This is a genomic window from Rhodococcus aerolatus (genome assembly GCF_054783215.1).
The window spans coordinates 25,872-40,995 of sequence record NZ_BAAGQZ010000002.1 but is presented as its reverse complement, the minus strand read 5'-3'; the positions used below and the strand labels follow the sequence as shown (position 1 = coordinate 40,995).

Sequence of the window (15,124 nt, the reverse complement as noted above, 5' to 3'; positions counted from 1 at the left end):
GTGACCCGCGCCCCCGCCCCCGAGACCGGCGTCGTGCTGCGCGAGGTGGCCTTCGACGACCCCGCCGCGCGGGCGCTGCGCGACGCGATGGACGTCGAGATGGGCGCGGTGTACGCCGACCGGGCGGCCGGCATGTCCGAGGCCATCCGGGACGCGCTGCACGTCGAGCCGGCGACGGTGGTGCTGACGCTGCTCGCCGAGCTCGACGGCGAGGCCGTGGGGCACGCGGCGCTGCGGCGGCTGCCCGACGGGTCACCGGAGGTCAAGCGGGTGTTCACCACCGCGGCCGCGCGCGGGCGCGGGGTGGCCGACCTGCTGGTGGCGGCGTGCGAGGACGCGGCCCGGCGCGGCGGCGCGGCGCGGGTGGTGCTGCAGACCGGGGACCGCCAGGAGCCGGCCGAGCGGCTCTACCGCCGGCGCGGCTGGACCCCGATCCCGATCTACCCGCCGTACGAGGCCATCACGTTCTCCCGCTGCTACGAGCTGCGGCTGTGACCGAGCCGCTCGCCGTGCCCGCCCCCGTCACGGTCACCGTCGACGTGGCCGAGCCGGACCCGGCCGACGAGGCCGTGCTGGCCCTGCTGCCCGCGGCCGAGGCGCAGCGGGCCGCCCGGTTCCGCCGCCCCGCAGACCGCGCCCGCTTCCTCACCGCACAGGCCCTGCTGCGCCGCGTCGTGGCCCGCGAGCTCGGCGTCGGGGCCGTCGAGCTCGACCGGCGCTGCCCCGGGTGCGGGTCGACCGTGCACGGCCCGCTGGCGGTCACCGGGCCCGACGCCGCCCGCGTCTCGGTCAGCTCGTCGCACAGCGGCGGGCGGGTGGTGGTCGCCGCCGTCGTCGTCGCCGCGGGGACCGCGCCGTCGGTGGGGGTGGACGTGGAGGAGGTGGGCGCGCGGGAGGGCACGCTCTCGGTCGCGCCCACGGTGCTCACCGCGGGCGAGCTGGCCGGGCACCGGGCTGCGGCGGACCCGCACGCCGACCTCATCACCCGCTGGTCGCGCAAGGAGGCCGTGCTCAAGGCGACCCGGCAGGGCCTGACCGTGCCCATGGTCGACGTCGCGGTGAGCGAGCCCGCGGCCGCGCCGGCGGTGCTCGACTGGACCGGGACGCACCGCCCCGCCGGGGTGGGGCCGTCGACGATCGCGCTGGCCGACGTCGACGCCGGGCCCGGCCACCGCGCGGCCGTCGCCGTGCTCACCGACCGCCCGCTGCGCGTGGTCGTGCGTGATGGTCGTGCGTGATTACTGCACCCAGGACGCGAGGTTCCGTCCACAGCCTGGTCAGTCAGGAACAAAAGATATATCGTGATCGTTCATCGAGTAGTGCTCCGGCTGTCGGGGCACCCGATGACCAGGAGGTCACCCCATGATCGGCAACCCTGTGCACCACCCCCACCACCACCCGGAGCACGGCCCGGAGCACGACGGGCCGCACGGCCCCGGCCCCCGCGGTCGCGGCGGGCCGCGGCGCCACGGACCCGGCCGGCCCCACCGCCGCGGACCGGGACGCGGCCGCGCCCAGCGCGGTGACGTCCGCGCCGCCGTCCTGCTGCTCCTGGCCGAGCAGCCCATGCACGGCTACCAGCTGATGCAGGCCATCAGCGAGCGCACCGACGGCACCTGGCGGCCCAGCCCCGGCGCGATCTACCCGACGCTGTCCCAGCTCGAGGACGAGGGCCTCGTCGAGGTCACCCGCGAGCACGGCCGCAAGCAGGCCACCATCACCGACGCGGGCCGGGCCTGGGTCGAGGAGCACCAGCCGGAGGACCCGTTCGCCGCGGCGACGGAGCAGAACACCGACCGGCCCGACCTGCGCGGCCTGCTTGAGGACGTCCACGCGGCGACACGTCAGCTCGGCCGCCGCGGCAGCGACGACCAGGTCGCGGCCGCCGCCGAGGTGCTCACCACCGCCCGCCGCGCGCTCTACCTGCTGCTCGCCGACGGGCCGCAGCCCGGCACCACCACCCCGGAGGCCTGAGCCCGGGTCACTCCTCGGCGCGCTCCTCCGGCTGCTTCTCCGGGTCGATCTTGTGCTCGCCGCGCTTGCGGAAGAACGAGAACCCGGGGATGCCGATGACGGCCTCGCGGACGTCCTTGGCCACGTCGAGCAGGTTGTGGATGTCCGGGCCGACCCGGTCCAGCGTGCCCAGGATCGGCATGATGTCGTCGACCATCGCCTCGGTGAGCGCGGGCAGCTGGTCGACCATCCGGATGGCCGCCTCGAGCTCGTCGGCGTCGAACTCCTCGACGAACCGGCCGAGCATCGGGGCCCCGCGCCGGGCGATCGGCTCGTAGAGCGCCAGCAGCTCCTGCGCCGCGTTCGACGTCTCGTTCGCCGCGAGCACCACCTGCCCCGCCGCCCGCGCCACCCGCTGCGCGTCGCCCACGGTCACCGACGCCTCGTCGACCACGCGGTCCACCTTGGCCAGCAGCGCCTCGACCTGGCTGATCAGCGCGGCCACCCGCACCGGGAGCAGCGCGACGAACACCGCCGCGTCCAGTGCGTACCGGGCCGACCCGCGGGCGGTGACGACGACCTCGCGGGGCGCGGGCAGCCTCACGCGTCCGCCGGGTCGTCGGGCTCGGCGGGGTCGTCGACCGGCACCGCGGGGTCGTCCCCGGTCTCGTCGGACGCCTCGGCGGCGGTGTCGGGCTCGGTATCCACGGTGGACTCCGGGGCGGGCTCGCGGCGCGGCAGGGTCACCGTCATCCGGTCGAGGTCGACGCCGAACGGCGGGGCGCCGGAGTCGGCGTCGTCCACCCGAGTGTGGGCCCGCTCCCGCTCCTCCTGCACGTGGCGCGCGCTGGGGTTGAAGAAGATCTCGAGCCCGGTCACCTGCGTCACTGTCCCCTTGTCGGCCGTGCTGCGCCAGCACGGCCGGGGCGGCGCAGCGCGGGCACGGTGATCCCCGCCGGGTCGGTGCGCGCCCACGCCACGAGCCCGGCGACGTCGACGCCGTGGGGCGGGTCGGCCGCGAACGGGCCGATCGCCGCCGCGCCGCGGGCCAGCAGCGACGACGCCCCGACCGGGTTGCCGCGCCGGGCGTGGGTCAGCCCGACGGCCAGCTGGGCGAGGCCCTGCCACAGCGCGCGCTCGGGGCCCGCGGCGGCCTTCCACGCGTCCTCGAGCACCTCGTGGGCGTGGAACGGCAGACCGTCGTCGAGCAGCTGCTGGGCCAGCTCGAGGGTCTCGCCCGGGGTGCGGACCACCCCCTCCGGCTGACGGGGCACGCCGGGCACGCCGCGGGGCAGGGGGCGGCCCAGCCCGTCGCGCGGCCGGTCGTTGCGGGCCCGCCCGTCCTCGTCCCGCGCCCGGCCCGTCACCCGGCCCACCCTCCCACCCCAGCTGCGCCATTGGAGTGCCAGTGGTCGTCACCGGGGCCTGGAACGCGCCAATGGCACTCCAACGGCCAGGTGAGGGGCCGTCAGCGGCGGCGGAAGCGGGCCGCGATCTCGGGGTCGGCCTCCCACCACAGCGCCGGCGCGGCAGCCTCCCCGGCTGCGGCCGGGGCGGGGACGGCCTCGTCGAGCTCCCGGTCGGCGCGGCGCGCGGCGCGCTCGTCGTCGTGCACCCAGCGCAGGAACAGCACCCCCAGGAACGGCAGCCCCGCCACGTCCCCGCCGATCCACAGCACGCCCGCCCCGATGACCTGGTCGGTGCGCAGGTCCGGGCCCCAGCCCCGGGCGACGCCCGCGTAGTGCGCCGCCGCGATGAGCGGGCCCAGCCACACCACCAGCCCGAGCACCCCGTCGACGACCTGTTCGACGAGGCTGATGGCGAACGACCCCAGGTGCGAGCCCGGCCGCGGCACCGGGTCCACCTGCAGCCGCGTCCAGAAGTAGACGAACCCGCAGCCGACCAGCAGCACGCGCGCCGCCGCGTCGGCCACCGGCGAGTCCAGCGTGGCCGGGTAGGCCGCGGTCAGGTACAGCACCGGCAGCGGCCCGACGAGCAGCACGGTCACCACCGCGGGGAAGGTCAGCCGCCGCGCCCACGCCGAGCGGCCCGCCGCCCGCAGCCGTGCCGCGACCACCGGTGGTGCCGCGGCCAGCACCACCGTCACCGGCCGGCCCAGCGCCAGCAGCAGCGGGACGACGAGCAGCAGCAGCACGTTCTGCAGCGCCCGCACCCAGAACAGCGTGTCCTGGTACACCCCGAGGACCGACGCCCCGACCAGCGCGAGCACCCCGCACCCGGCCAGGAACGACACCACCGCGCGCCGGTCGACCGCACCCGTCTTCCGGACGGCCACGAGGTACGCGACGGCCAGGAGCGCGGCGGGCACGGTGACGGCGGGCTGCGGCGTCCAGGAGGTCAGCAGCGCGACACCGGTCAGGGGAGGCACGGCCCCGATGGTCCTCGCGCGGTGTGAGGTGGGCAGCAGGGAGCAGGATGGGGTGCGACACACCGAGCACCAGCGCGCACCCACCCGCGCAGCGAGGAGAGCACCGTGGACAGGGACACCCTGCGGGCCACCCAGGCCCCGCTCAAGGACCGCTACCGCGACGACGCCGGCTCGGCCGTCGTCACCCTGCAGGCCACCGGCACGCTCGAGGGCGCCGGCATCGCGTGCTCCGTGCAGACCGGCCGTGCGCTGGTGGAGGCGGGCCTGCACCCGGCCTCCGGCGGCGACGGCACCCAGGCCTGCTCCGGGGACATGCTGCTCGAGGCGCTCGTCGCCTGCGCCGGGGTGACGCTGCGCTCGGTGGCCACCTCGATGGAGGTCGACGTCCGCTCCGGCACCGTCCGCGCCGAGGGCGACCTCGACTTCCGCGGCACGCTCGGGGTGAGCAAGGAGGCCCCCGTCGGGCTGCGCGACGTGCGGCTGAGCTTCGAGCTCGACACCGACGCCGAGCCCGCCACGGTGGACAAGCTCGTCGAGCTGACCGAGCGCTACTGCGTCATCTACCAGACCCTGGCGAACCCGCCGCAGCTCTCGGTCTCCCACACCGCCACCGCGGGGGTCTGACCTGGGGATCGTCCACCTCGACGCCGACGCGTTCTTCGCCAGCGTCGAGCAGCGCCAGAAGCCCAGCCTGCGGGGCCGGCCCGTGCTGGTCGGCGGGGTGGGCGGGCGCGGGGTCGTGGCCACCGCCAGCTACGAGGCCCGCGTGTTCGGCGTCGGCTCGGCCATGGCCACCGAGACCGCGCGGCGCCGCTGCCCCGACGGGGTGTTCCTCGCCCCCCGCTTCCCCGCCTACCGGGCCCACTCGGTGGCGATCATGGCGGTGGCGGCACACTTCTCGGAGCGCCTCGAGCAGGTCAGCGTGGACGAGGCCTACCTGGACCTGGGCCGCCGCGACCCCGCCGAGGTCGTCGCCCCGCTGCGGGAGGCGGTCCACGCCGCGACGGGGCTGTGGGTCTCCGTCGGCGGCGGGCGCAGCAAGCTGACGGCCAAGCTGGCCTCGGAGGCGAGCAAGCCCCGCGGCGCCCTGGTGGTCCACCGCGCCGACGAGCGCGCCTTCCTCGACCCGCTGCCCGTCGGTGCGCTGCCCGGGGTGGGCCCGGTGGCCGCGGCCAAGCTCGTCGAGCTCGGCATCGGCACCGTGGCCGAGCTGCGGGCCGTCGGGGCGCACACCCTGGGCCGGGTGCTCGGCCAGGCCAACGGCGCGGCCGCCGCGGCCATGGCGGTGGGCGAGGACCCCCGCGCGGTGACGACGGACCGGGTCGCGAAGTCCATCTCCGCCGAGCACACGCTGCCCCACGACGAGACCGCCGACCGGCTCGTCCCGCACCTGCGGGAGACCGTCGCCCAGGCCCACCGCCGCCTCGTCGCCGCCGGGTCCGCGGCCCGCACCGTGACCGTCAAGCTGCGGACGGCGGAGTTCGCCTCGCTCTCCCGCGCGGTCTCGCTGCCCCGCGCCACCACCGACCTCGCCGCGCTGCGGGGCGCGGCCGACGCCGCGCTCGACGCGGTGGTCACGGCGGCCGGGGTGGCGCTCGACGTGGAGGACACCCGACCCGGGGTGCGGCTGCTCGGCGTGGCCCTCGGCGGGCTCTCCGACGAGGAGCAGCTCCTGCTGCCCGGCCTGCTCCCCGGCCGGCTCCCCGACGGTGCGCCCGAGCCGGACCCGGGCACCACCACGACCGACGAGCCGGCCGAGCCCCCGGCGCCCCGGCTGGCCCCCGGCGCCGACGTCGAGCACGCGGTGCACGGGCGGGGGTGGGTGGTGCGCAGCAGCGAGCCCGACGAGACGCCCGCCGTCGTCACCGTCCGCTTCGAGCACACCCGCAGCCGCAGCGCGGTGCAGCGCCGACTGCCGCCCGCCGAGGTGATGGCCGCGGCACCGGAAGACCCTCTGCCGGCCGAGCCCACCCCGTAGCGTCGGCAGCCGTGATCCTCTTCGGGTGGCGCACCACCGTCTCGGTCGTCCTGTCCCTCGTGCTGGGCTGCGGGCGCTGCGGCCGCACCGCGGCGCACCACCTGGAGAAGCGCCGCCGGTGGTTCACGCTCTTCTTCGTGCCGCTCATCCCGCTGTCGACGAGCTACGTCGACACCTGCCTCACCTGCGGCTTCCAGCACGCAGTGCCGAAGGCGGAGGCCGAGGGCGCGGTCGCCGCGCACCGCCCGCAGGCCGCCTGAGGCACCGGTCCGGGTGTCTCAAGGTGAGACACCCCGGCCCCCTCGACGTGACCGCCGCCACAGCTAGCGTCGGCCCGGGCGCCAGCACCGACGCAGCGCCGGGCAGGCCAGGGGCCGAGGAGGACCGATGTACAGCAAGGACGGCGAGAGCTACTTCATCGTGGACAGCCACATCGCGCTGTGGGACGCACGACCGGAGAACCAGCGCAACATCCACGGCAAGCAGTTCATCGACTGCTTCTACGACTACCACCGCAACCTCAGCCCCGAGTCCGAGGTGTGGTCCTACGAGGACTACCTGTACCAGGGCGGCGAGCGGCTGAAGAAGGACCTCTTCGTCGACGGCTACGTCGACCACGCCATCTTCCAGCCGGCCTACCTCCACGAGTTCTACGAGACCGGCTTCGGCCAGTCCGAGGAGGCCTACGCGCTGGCCAAGGCCAACCCCGACAAGCTCACCTACAACCACAACTTCGACCCCCGCAACGGCGAGCAGGGCCTCGACCAGCTGCGTGCGGACCACGAGCGCTTCGGCGGGCTCAAGGGCGTCAAGCTCTACACCGCCGAGTGGCACGGGGAGTCCCGCGGCTGGAAGCTCGACGACCCCTGGGCCTACCGGTACTTCGAGCTGTGCCGCGAGCTGGGCATCAAGAACATCCACGTCCACAAGGGCCCCACGATCCGCCCGCTGGACCGCGACGCGTTCGACGTGGCCGACATCGACCACGTGGCGAGCGACTTCACCGACCTGAACTTCGTCGTCGAGCACGTCGGCCTGCCCCGGCTCGAGGACTTCTGCTGGATCGCCACGCAGGAGCCCAACGTCTACGGCGGCCTCGCGGTGGCCATGCCGTTCATGCACACCCGGCCCAAGTACTTCGGCCAGATCATGGGCGAGCTCCTCTACTGGATCGGCGAGGACCGCATCATGTTCTCCTCCGACTACGCCATCTGGACCCCCAAGTGGCTGGTCGAGCAGTTCGTCGACTTCCAGATCCCCGCCGAGCTCACCGAGTACGCGCCCATCACCACCGACCAGAAGCGCAAGGTGCTGGGGCTCAACGCCGCCAAGCTCTACGACATCCCGGTGCCCGCCCACCTGCAGGTGGCCGACGCCGCCGAGACGGCCACCGGCCCGCGCGAGCCCGAGGCGGCGATGGCCTGATGACGGCGACGCTGAGCGCGGTCACCGAGGAGGCGGTCCGCGCCGCCCTGGACGCCGTGGTCGACCCGGAGCTCGACGAGCCCGTGACCGACCTGGGCTTCGTCCGCTCGGTCACCGTGGACGGGGCCGACGTCGAGGTGCACCTGCGCCTGCCCACGTCGTTCTGCGCCCCGAACTTCGCCTGGCTCATGGTCTCCGACGCCCGCGACGCCGTGCGCGGCGTCGCCGGGGTCGGCCGGGTGACGGTGGCGCTCGACGACCACCACGACTCCGACCTCATCAACCGCGGCCTGGCCGCGGACGAGGACTACCGCGGCACGTTCGGCCACGAGGCCGACGTCGGGCTCGACGAGCTGCGCGCCACCTTCCACCGCAAGGCGCACACCGCCGCCATGGAGCGCTGCCTGACGGGCTGGCTGCGGGCCGACCCGGCGCGCGGCGAGACCGAGGTGGGGGAGGTCGTCCTCGGCGACCTGCCCGACGAGCCCACCACCGAGGCCCTGCTGCGCCACCGGCAGAACCTCGGGCTGCCGGTCACGGCCGGCTCGCCGGTGCTCGTCGCGGCCGACGGCAGCCGACCCGAGCCCGAGGCCGTGGCGATCACGCTGCGCAAGGCCCGGTCGGTGCGGATCTCGGTGGACGGCAACGCCCACTTCTGCCGCGGCCTGCTCACCACCCGCTACCCCGGCAGCGAGGACGACCAGGCCCCCCGGCACGGGTCGCGTCCGCTGCTCCCCCTCATCGTCGAGAGAGAGAAGGTCGCGCCATGAAGGCGGTCCGCGTCACCGGGTACCACCAGAAGCTGGAGATGACCGACGTCCCGGAGCCGACGGTCACCGGCCAACACGACGTGGTCGTCAAGATCGGCGGGGCGGGGGTGTGCCGGACCGACCTGCACATCCTCGAGGGGCAGTGGGCGGAGAAGTCCCAGGTCGAGCTGCCGTACACGATCGGGCACGAGAACGCAGGCTGGGTGCACGCCGTCGGCGACGCCGTCACCAACGTGGCCGTCGGCGACAAGGTGATCCTTCACCCGCTGGCCACCTGCGGGCTGTGCCGCGCCTGCCGGGCGGGTGACGACGTGCACTGCGAGAGCTCGGACTTCCCCGGCATCGACAGCGACGGCGGGTACGCCGAGTACCTCAGGACGACGGCGCGCAGCTGCGTCAAGATCGACGACTCCCTCGAGCCGGCCGACGTGGCCGCGCTGGCCGACGCCGGGCTGACCGCGTACCACGCGGCGGCGAAGGCGGCGGCCCGGCTCCGGGCCGGCGACCGCTGCGTCATCATCGGGGCGGGCGGACTGGGGCACATCGGGATCCAGGTCATGCACGCCATCTCGGCCGCCGAGCTGGTCGTCGTCGACCGCAACGCCGACGCGGTCAAGCTGGCGCTGACCATGGGGGCCGACCACGCGGTCGTCGCCGACGGCAGCCAGGTCGACCAGGTCATGGAGCTGACCGACGGCAAGGGCGCCGAGGTCGTCATCGACTTCGTCGGCGAGGGCGGCTCCACCGCGCAGGGCATCGCCATGACCCGGCAGGGCGGGGACTACCTCATCGTCGGCTACGGCGAGAACATCGACGTGCCGACGATCGACCTCATCTCCACCGAGATCAACATCGTCGGCAACCTGGTCGGCTCCTACAACGACCTCGTCGAGCTCATGGCGCTGGCGGCGCAGCAGAAGGTCACGCTGCACACCCAGAAGTACGCGCTCGACGACTTCCAGTCGGCGATCGACGACCTCGACGGGGGCCGCGTCCGCGGCCGGGCGATCCTCACGCCCTGACCCCCGCACCGCAGCACGGCACGCACGGTGGCCCGCTGCCGCCCGGCCCCTCAGTGGGCCAGGCGGTAGTGGGCCACCTTGCGGTACAGGGTCGCCCGGCTGATCCCCAGCTGGCGGGCGGCCCCGGCCATCGTCTGCCCCGGGGTCGCGAGGACCCGGGCGATCTCGTCTCGCTCCACGTGCTCGATGCGCGACAGGCCGCGCCGCGGGCCGTGCACCACCTCGGCGGGCAGCAAGGCCACGTCCACCACGTCGGCGTGCGCGGCGGCCTCGGTGACGACGTGGCGCAGCTGGGTGACGTTGCCGGGCCAGGGGTACGCGGTGAGCGCCCGGGCGGCCGCGGCCGTCAGCGGCACCTCCCGGCCCCGCGCCTGCGCGACGAGGTGCGTGGCCAGCGGCAGCACGTCCTCGGGGCGCTCCCGCAGGGCGGGCACTTCCACCACCGTCTCGACCAGGGCGGCGAGCCGGGCGGGCACGTCGGCGAAGCGCTGCGCCGTCAGGGCCAGCGTCACCGCCGTCCCGCGGGTCTCCACGACGGCCCGCAGCCGCTCGGCCACCGACGCGGACAGCGCGTCGGCGTCGCGCACCACCACCGCGGTGTGCGGCGCGTCGAGCTCGGGGCGCCACAGGTCGAGCCACGCCTCGGTGTCGTGCTCGGCGGGCGGGCGCGCGCTGAGGATCCGGTCGTGCGGGGCGGCGCGGCGCTGCGCCTGGGCGAGCAGGCAGGCCCGGCCCGACCCGCGCTCCCCCACCGCGAGGACCACCCGGCCGTGGTCCAGGGCGTCCTCGACGCGGCGGCGGGCGTCGGTCCACGCCGCGGAGAGGCCCACCAGCGAGCCCGTGCCCGGCTCCAGTCCGGCGCCCATCACGCGGAACACCTCGCCGCGCGGGGTCGGCCGGGCGGTGCGCCCGCGGGAGCGCGCCAGCATCAGCGCGGCGGTGCTGCTGGCCGCCGACTGGGCCAGGGCGAGCAGCAGCCCGGACGACGACTGCGACCACGTCGTCAGGTTCACCGCACCCTCGAGCCGGCCGGTGATCGGGTCGAGCACCGGGACCGCGGCGCAGGTGTAGACGCACAGGCTGGTGTTGTAGTGCTGTGCGGCCGCGACGACGGCCGGGGCCCGGTCGGCCAGGGCCAGGCCGAGGCCGTTGGTGCCCGCCTCGCGCTCGGAGAAGGCGAAGCCGGGGGCCAGGTGCACCGCGTCGAGGGCGCGCAGCAGGGAGGTGTCGCCGCTGCGCCGCTCCAGGACCAGGCCGTCGGCGTCGGTGAGGACGAGACTGACGGGCTCGTCGAGCAGGGTGCGGTGCAGGTCGGTGATGACCTCGCGGCCGCAGTCGAGGAACAGCGACTCGTCCGGGTCGGTGCCGGCGAACACCGGCTCGACGACCTCGCGGGTGACGCCGTAGGCCTCGCTGCGCTGCCAGGACGCGGCGAGGCGCCCGCTCGGCACCAGCCCGCTGCCGGGTCGTCCCATGCCCACCCCCTTGTGTGACCCAGGTTACGCGCCGGTGACGGCGGTCACGAGGTGTCGGGTGTACCTTCCGCCTGAGCTCGACCGGTCGGCCGCCCGCGCCGCCGGGGGTGGGTAGGGGCAAGGGAGCCTGGCATGAGGATCGGACGCGCCCTCGGCGCACTCGTGGTGTCGCTCGGCCTTCTCACGGCCGGGGCCTCCGTCGCCCAGGCCCAGACCACCGGCGCGCCCGCGCCGTCGACGTACTACCTGTCGCTGGGTGACTCGCTGTCCCAGGGCTACCAGCCCACCGGGACCGAGGTCGGGTCGCCCGGGGTGAACACCGACAACGGCTACGCCGACGTCCTCTACCAGCGCCTGCTGCCTGCCGAGCCCGGCCTGGTGCTGGAGAAGGACGGCTGCTCCGGGGAGACCACGACCTCGATGCTCAACGGTGGGCCCTACTGCGCGAACCAGCCCGGCGGCCCGCAGTACGCCGGCACCCAGGTCGCGAAGGCCGTGCAGTTCCTCACGGACCACAAGGGCCAGGTGACGCACCTGACGCTCGACATCGGCGCCAACGACGTGCAGAGCTGCGCCACCTCGGCCGGCATCGACTTCGCCTGCGTCGGCCAGGGCCTGGTCGCCATCAGCCAGAACCTGCCGAAGATCCTCGCCCAGCTGCGCGCCGCGGACCCGGCCGTCCACATCACCGGGTCGACGTACTACAACCCGTTCCTCGTCTACTGGCTGGGCAGCGGCTCGACGGACAAGTTCCTCGCCCTCGGCTCGTCGGTGCTGCAGGTGGTGCTGAACCAGATCCTCACCAGCAGCTACAGCGCGTACGGGGCAGCGACCGCCGACGTGGCGGGCGCCTTCAAGAGCTACGCCTACGTCCCGTTCGTGGCCTCGCCGTACTCGCCCGACGCGGCCGTCCCGCTCAACGTCGCCACGCTGTGCGAGCAGACCTACATGTGCCGCCAGCAGAACATCCACGCGACGGACAGCGGCTACGTGCTCATGGCCGACGCGTTCCAGCGCGCGGGGGCGTGACCGCGCCCGGACGCGGGTAGCGCGGTGTCGCGCTGGCGGGTGCTCGCGGTCGTCCTGGTCGCGCTGAACCTGCGGCCGGCGATCGTGGCGCTGGGTCCGGTGCTGGAGACCATCCGCGCCGACACGGGCCTCTCCGCCACGCTGGCCGGACTGCTCGCCACCCTCGGCGTGCTGTGCCTGGGCCTGTTCTCCCCGCTCGGGCCGGTGCTGGCCCGCCGCGTCGGCCTCGAGGTCGCCGTCGCGCTCGGACTGGTCGTCATCGCCGGTGCGCTCCTGCTGCGGCTGGCCACCCCGGTCCTGCTGCTCTTCGTCGGCACCGCGCTGGCCGGGGCGGGGATCGCGGTGTGCAACGTGCTCATCCCCGCGCTCATCAAGCGCGACGCGCCCTCCCCCGGCCCCATCACCGGGGTCTACTCCTCGGCGCTCAACGTCGGCGCCGGGCTGTCCGCCGGGCTGACGGTGCCGCTCATGCTGGCCCTGGGCCTGGGCTGGCGGACCGCGCTCGCGTCGTGGGCGCTGCTGGCCGGGGTCGGCCTGCTGGCCTGGGCGCCGCTGGTCCGCTCGGCCCGCGCCCGCCGCGAGGAGCGCGAGCGGGGCGTGTCCGCGGCCGACCTGGCCGCCGACCGCGACCTGGGCCAGCTGGCGCTGCTGCGCGACCCGCTCGCCCGCCGGGTGGTGCTGTTCCTCGGGCTGCAGTCGGTGGAGTTCTACTCGTTCGCCGCCTGGTTCCCGACGCTGCTGCAGTCCGACGGCGTCGACCCCGGCCGGGCGGGGACGCTGCTGGCCGTGTCCAACGTGCTCGGGGCGGTCGGCGCCGTGGTCGTCCCCTCGCTGGCCGGGCGGTTCGCCACCCAGCGGCCGCTGGTCGCGATCGTCGGCGTCGCCTACGTCGTCAGCCTCGTCGGGCTCGTCGTCGCCCCCGCCGCCGGCGCCCTCGCGTGGGCGGCCGTGTTCGGCGCGGCGCAGGGCGCGGGGTTCGCCCTCGGGCTGACCCTGGTGGTGCTGCGCAGCCCCGACCCGGCCGTCGCCGCCGTGCTCTCCAGCGTGGCCCAGCTCGGCGGGTACGTCATCGCCTCCGCCGGACCGGTGGTGCTGGGTGCGGTGCACGACGCGACGGGGGGCTGGACCGTGCCCGTGCTGATCCTGCTGGCCCTCGTCGCACCCATGCTGTGGGCCGGGCACGGCGCGGGGCGGGTGGCGCACGTGCAGCACCCGCACCGCGCCCCCGTCACCGCCCCCTGACCGGGGCCCCGCGCCTAGAGCCAGGCGGGGTCGACGTCGAGCAGCGTGGTGTCCAGCGAGTCGAGCAGGTCGAGCTGCGGCCCGGTGCGCGGCAGCTCCCAGCGGAAGAAGTACCGACCGGCGGCGCGCTTGCCGTCGTAGAAGTCGCCGTCCTTCCCGGCCGCGGCCAGCAGCTGCTCCAGCCACAGCCACGCCACCACGGTGTGCCCGACGACCTCGAGGTAGACCGCGGCGTCGGCCATCGCCAGCGCCGGGTCCCCCGTGCCGTGGAGCCGGGCCGTCGTGGCCGCGATCCGCTCACCGACGGCCTGCAGCTGCGCACCGAGGTCGGCCAGGTCGGTCCCGGCGGTCCGGTCCACGGTGGACTGGACGGTCGCGAGCAGCGCCTGCAGCCCGGCCCCGCCGGCCATCGTCATCTTGCGGCCCAGCAGGTCCGCGGCCTGGATGCCGAACGTGCCCTCGTGGATGGGGTTGAGCCGGTTGTCGCGGTACATCTGCTCGACGGGGTAGTCGCGGGTGTAGCCGTAGCCGCCGTGGACCTGGATGGCGTGGTCGTTGGCCAGCAGGCACCACTGCGAGGGCCAGCTCTTGGCGACGGGGGTGAGCACGTCGAGCAGCAGCGCCGCCCGCGCCCGCGCGTCCTCGGTCTCCGCCGTCTCGGCCTCGTCGACGAGCCGGGAGCAGTAGAGCCCCAGCGCGAGCCCACCCTCCACGTAGGACTTGGAGGCCAGCAGCATGCGGCGCACGTCCGGGTGCGCGGTGAGCGGCACCTGCGGGGTGCTGGGGTCCTTCTCCCCCGCCGGGCGGCCCTGGGTGCGCGTGCGGGCGTACTCCAGCGCGTGCAGGTACCCGGTGTACCCGAGCGCGGTCGCGCCGAGACCGACGCCGACGCGGGCCTCGTTCATCATGTGGAACATGTAGGCCAGGCCGTGGTGCTGCTCGCCGAGCAGGTAGCCCACCGCGCCCGCGCGGCCCCCGGGGGTGTGCTTGCCCTCGCCGAAGTTCAGCAGGGTGTTCGTCGTGCCGCGGTAGCCCATCTTGTGGTTCAGCCCGGCCAGCACCACGTCGTTGCGCTCGCCGAGCGTGCCGTCCTCGGCCAGCAGCACCTTGGGGACGATGAACAGCGAGATCCCCTTCACCCCAGGGGGTCCGCCGGGGATCTTGGCCAGCACCAGGTGGACGATGTTCTCGCTGAGCTGGTGGTCGCCGCCGGAGATCCACATCTTGTTGCCGGTGAGGCGGTAGGTGCCGTCGTCCTGCGGCTCGGCCCGGGTGGTGATGTCGGCCAGCGACGAGCCCGCCTGCGGCTCGGACAGGCACATGGTGCCGAAGAAGCGGCCCTCCGTCATCGGCCGCACCCAGGTGTCCACCTGCTCCGGGGTGCCGTGGGCGACGAGGAGGTTGGCGTTGGCCATGGTGAGGAACGGGTAGGCCGACGTCCCGACGTTGGCCGCCTGGAACCAGCTGAGCACGGCCTTGCCGACGACGCTGGGCAGCTGCAGCCCGCCGAGCTCCTCGTCGAGCTGGCCGGCGAGCAGCCCGGCCTTGGCGAACACGTCGAGCGCCGCGCGGACCTCCGGGATGATCTCGACGGTGCCGTCGTGGTGCATCACCGGCTCGTGGGCGTCGGCCAGGGCGCTGTGCGGGGCGAAGTGCTCGGTCGCGATCTCCTCGCCGAGGTCGAGCACCGCGTCGAAGGTCTCGCGGGAGTGCTCCGCGAAGCGGGGGCGGCTCGTCAACGAGGAGACGTCGAGCCACTCGTGGAGCAGGAAGTCCAGGTCGCGCCGGGACAGGATGAGCGAGCTGCGCGTGCCGGCCGCCATGGCCAGCCCCCTTTCGTC

The 15,124-nt window shown here is 74.9% G+C and carries 17 protein-coding genes; 11 read left to right on the top strand and 6 right to left on the bottom strand.

Annotation, left to right across the window (positions count from 1 at the left end; translation table 11 throughout):
- The 3 genes from ACYVOF_RS01240 to ACYVOF_RS01230 all read left to right on the top strand — a co-directional run bounded on the left by ACYVOF_RS01240 (position 1) and on the right by ACYVOF_RS01230 (position 1,974).
- Entirely contained in the window at positions 1–495 is a 495-nt protein-coding gene (locus tag ACYVOF_RS01240) for a GNAT family N-acetyltransferase (protein ID WP_460863546.1), read from the top strand.
- Positions 492–1,238, top strand: a complete 747-nt coding sequence (locus tag ACYVOF_RS01235; RefSeq protein ID WP_460863544.1) for a 4'-phosphopantetheinyl transferase family protein — start codon at positions 492–494, stop codon at positions 1,236–1,238. The genes ACYVOF_RS01240 and ACYVOF_RS01235 overlap by 4 nt, the downstream gene beginning before the upstream one ends.
- Before the next feature lie 124 nt (positions 1,239–1,362).
- Positions 1,363–1,974, top strand: a complete 612-nt coding sequence (locus ACYVOF_RS01230; protein ID WP_460863543.1) for a PadR family transcriptional regulator — start codon at positions 1,363–1,365, stop codon at positions 1,972–1,974.
- Between the two features lie 7 nt (positions 1,975–1,981).
- On the opposite strand, the gene ACYVOF_RS01225 is transcribed toward ACYVOF_RS01230, so the two are convergent.
- The 4 genes from ACYVOF_RS01225 to ACYVOF_RS01210 all read right to left on the bottom strand — a co-directional run bounded on the left by ACYVOF_RS01225 (position 1,982) and on the right by ACYVOF_RS01210 (position 4,342).
- Entirely contained in the window at positions 1,982–2,557 is a 576-nt protein-coding gene (locus ACYVOF_RS01225) for a ribulose-1,5-bisphosphate carboxylase/oxygenase large subunit (protein ID WP_460863542.1), read from the bottom strand.
- Complete coding sequence (locus tag ACYVOF_RS01220; protein ID WP_460863540.1) at positions 2,554–2,832, bottom strand: DUF6191 domain-containing protein; 279 nt, start codon at positions 2,830–2,832, stop codon at positions 2,554–2,556. Before ACYVOF_RS01220 ends, ACYVOF_RS01225 begins: the two co-directional genes overlap by 4 nt.
- A gap of 5 nt (positions 2,833–2,837) precedes the next feature.
- Positions 2,838–3,320: a DUF309 domain-containing protein gene (locus ACYVOF_RS01215; RefSeq protein WP_460863538.1), complete on the bottom strand. Its 483-nt coding sequence runs from the start codon at positions 3,318–3,320 to the stop codon at positions 2,838–2,840.
- A 101-nt stretch (positions 3,321–3,421) separates the two neighbouring features.
- Positions 3,422–4,342 carry a cytochrome c oxidase assembly protein gene (locus tag ACYVOF_RS01210; RefSeq protein WP_460863537.1) on the bottom strand — a complete coding sequence of 307 codons (921 nt, stop codon included), beginning with the start codon at positions 4,340–4,342 and terminating at the stop codon, positions 3,422–3,424.
- Positions 4,343–4,447: 105 nt separating this feature from the next.
- Here ACYVOF_RS01210 and ACYVOF_RS01205 point away from each other — a divergent pair, with 105 nt between their 5' ends.
- From ACYVOF_RS01205 to ACYVOF_RS01180, 6 genes are all read left to right on the top strand, one after another.
- The gene (locus ACYVOF_RS01205) at positions 4,448–4,966 is read left to right on the top strand and encodes an OsmC family protein (RefSeq protein ID WP_460863535.1); all 519 of its coding nucleotides are present in this window, start codon (positions 4,448–4,450) and stop codon (positions 4,964–4,966) included.
- Position 4,967: 1 nt separating this feature from the next.
- Positions 4,968–6,320: a DNA polymerase IV gene (locus tag ACYVOF_RS01200; RefSeq protein WP_460863657.1), complete on the top strand. Its 1,353-nt coding sequence runs from the start codon at positions 4,968–4,970 to the stop codon at positions 6,318–6,320.
- An 11-nt stretch (positions 6,321–6,331) separates the two neighbouring features.
- On the top strand, positions 6,332–6,580 hold the full coding sequence (locus tag ACYVOF_RS01195; protein ID WP_460863534.1) for a zinc ribbon domain-containing protein: 249 nt from the start codon (positions 6,332–6,334) through the stop codon (positions 6,578–6,580).
- 127 nt (positions 6,581–6,707) lie between these two features.
- The gene (locus tag ACYVOF_RS01190; protein WP_460863533.1) at positions 6,708–7,745 is read left to right on the top strand and encodes an amidohydrolase family protein; all 1,038 of its coding nucleotides are present in this window, start codon (positions 6,708–6,710) and stop codon (positions 7,743–7,745) included.
- Complete coding sequence (locus ACYVOF_RS01185) at positions 7,745–8,515, top strand: iron-sulfur cluster assembly protein (RefSeq protein WP_460863531.1); 771 nt, start codon at positions 7,745–7,747, stop codon at positions 8,513–8,515. Before ACYVOF_RS01190 ends, ACYVOF_RS01185 begins: the two co-directional genes overlap by 1 nt.
- Positions 8,512–9,537 carry an NAD(P)-dependent alcohol dehydrogenase gene (locus tag ACYVOF_RS01180; RefSeq protein ID WP_460863530.1) on the top strand — a complete coding sequence of 342 codons (1,026 nt, stop codon included), beginning with the start codon at positions 8,512–8,514 and terminating at the stop codon, positions 9,535–9,537. The genes ACYVOF_RS01185 and ACYVOF_RS01180 overlap by 4 nt, the downstream gene beginning before the upstream one ends.
- A 50-nt stretch (positions 9,538–9,587) precedes the next feature.
- On the opposite strand, the gene ACYVOF_RS01175 is transcribed toward ACYVOF_RS01180, so the two are convergent.
- Complete coding sequence (locus ACYVOF_RS01175; protein ID WP_460863528.1) at positions 9,588–11,012, bottom strand: AAA-type ATPase lid domain-containing protein; 1,425 nt, start codon at positions 11,010–11,012, stop codon at positions 9,588–9,590.
- 132 nt (positions 11,013–11,144) lie between these two features.
- Here ACYVOF_RS01175 and ACYVOF_RS01170 point away from each other — a divergent pair, with 132 nt between their 5' ends.
- Both ACYVOF_RS01170 and ACYVOF_RS01165 read left to right on the top strand, forming a co-directional pair.
- Complete coding sequence (locus ACYVOF_RS01170) at positions 11,145–12,041, top strand: SGNH/GDSL hydrolase family protein (RefSeq protein ID WP_460863527.1); 897 nt, start codon at positions 11,145–11,147, stop codon at positions 12,039–12,041.
- A gap of 24 nt (positions 12,042–12,065) precedes the next feature.
- Positions 12,066–13,283, top strand: coding sequence for an MFS transporter (locus tag ACYVOF_RS01165; RefSeq protein ID WP_460863525.1), 1,218 nt, complete (start codon positions 12,066–12,068; stop codon positions 13,281–13,283).
- Positions 13,284–13,297: 14 nt separating this feature from the next.
- Here ACYVOF_RS01165 and ACYVOF_RS01160 read toward each other — a convergent pair whose 3' ends face one another.
- Complete coding sequence (locus tag ACYVOF_RS01160; protein ID WP_460863523.1) at positions 13,298–15,106, bottom strand: acyl-CoA dehydrogenase; 1,809 nt, start codon at positions 15,104–15,106, stop codon at positions 13,298–13,300.
- Positions 15,107–15,124: the final 18 nt, after the last annotated feature.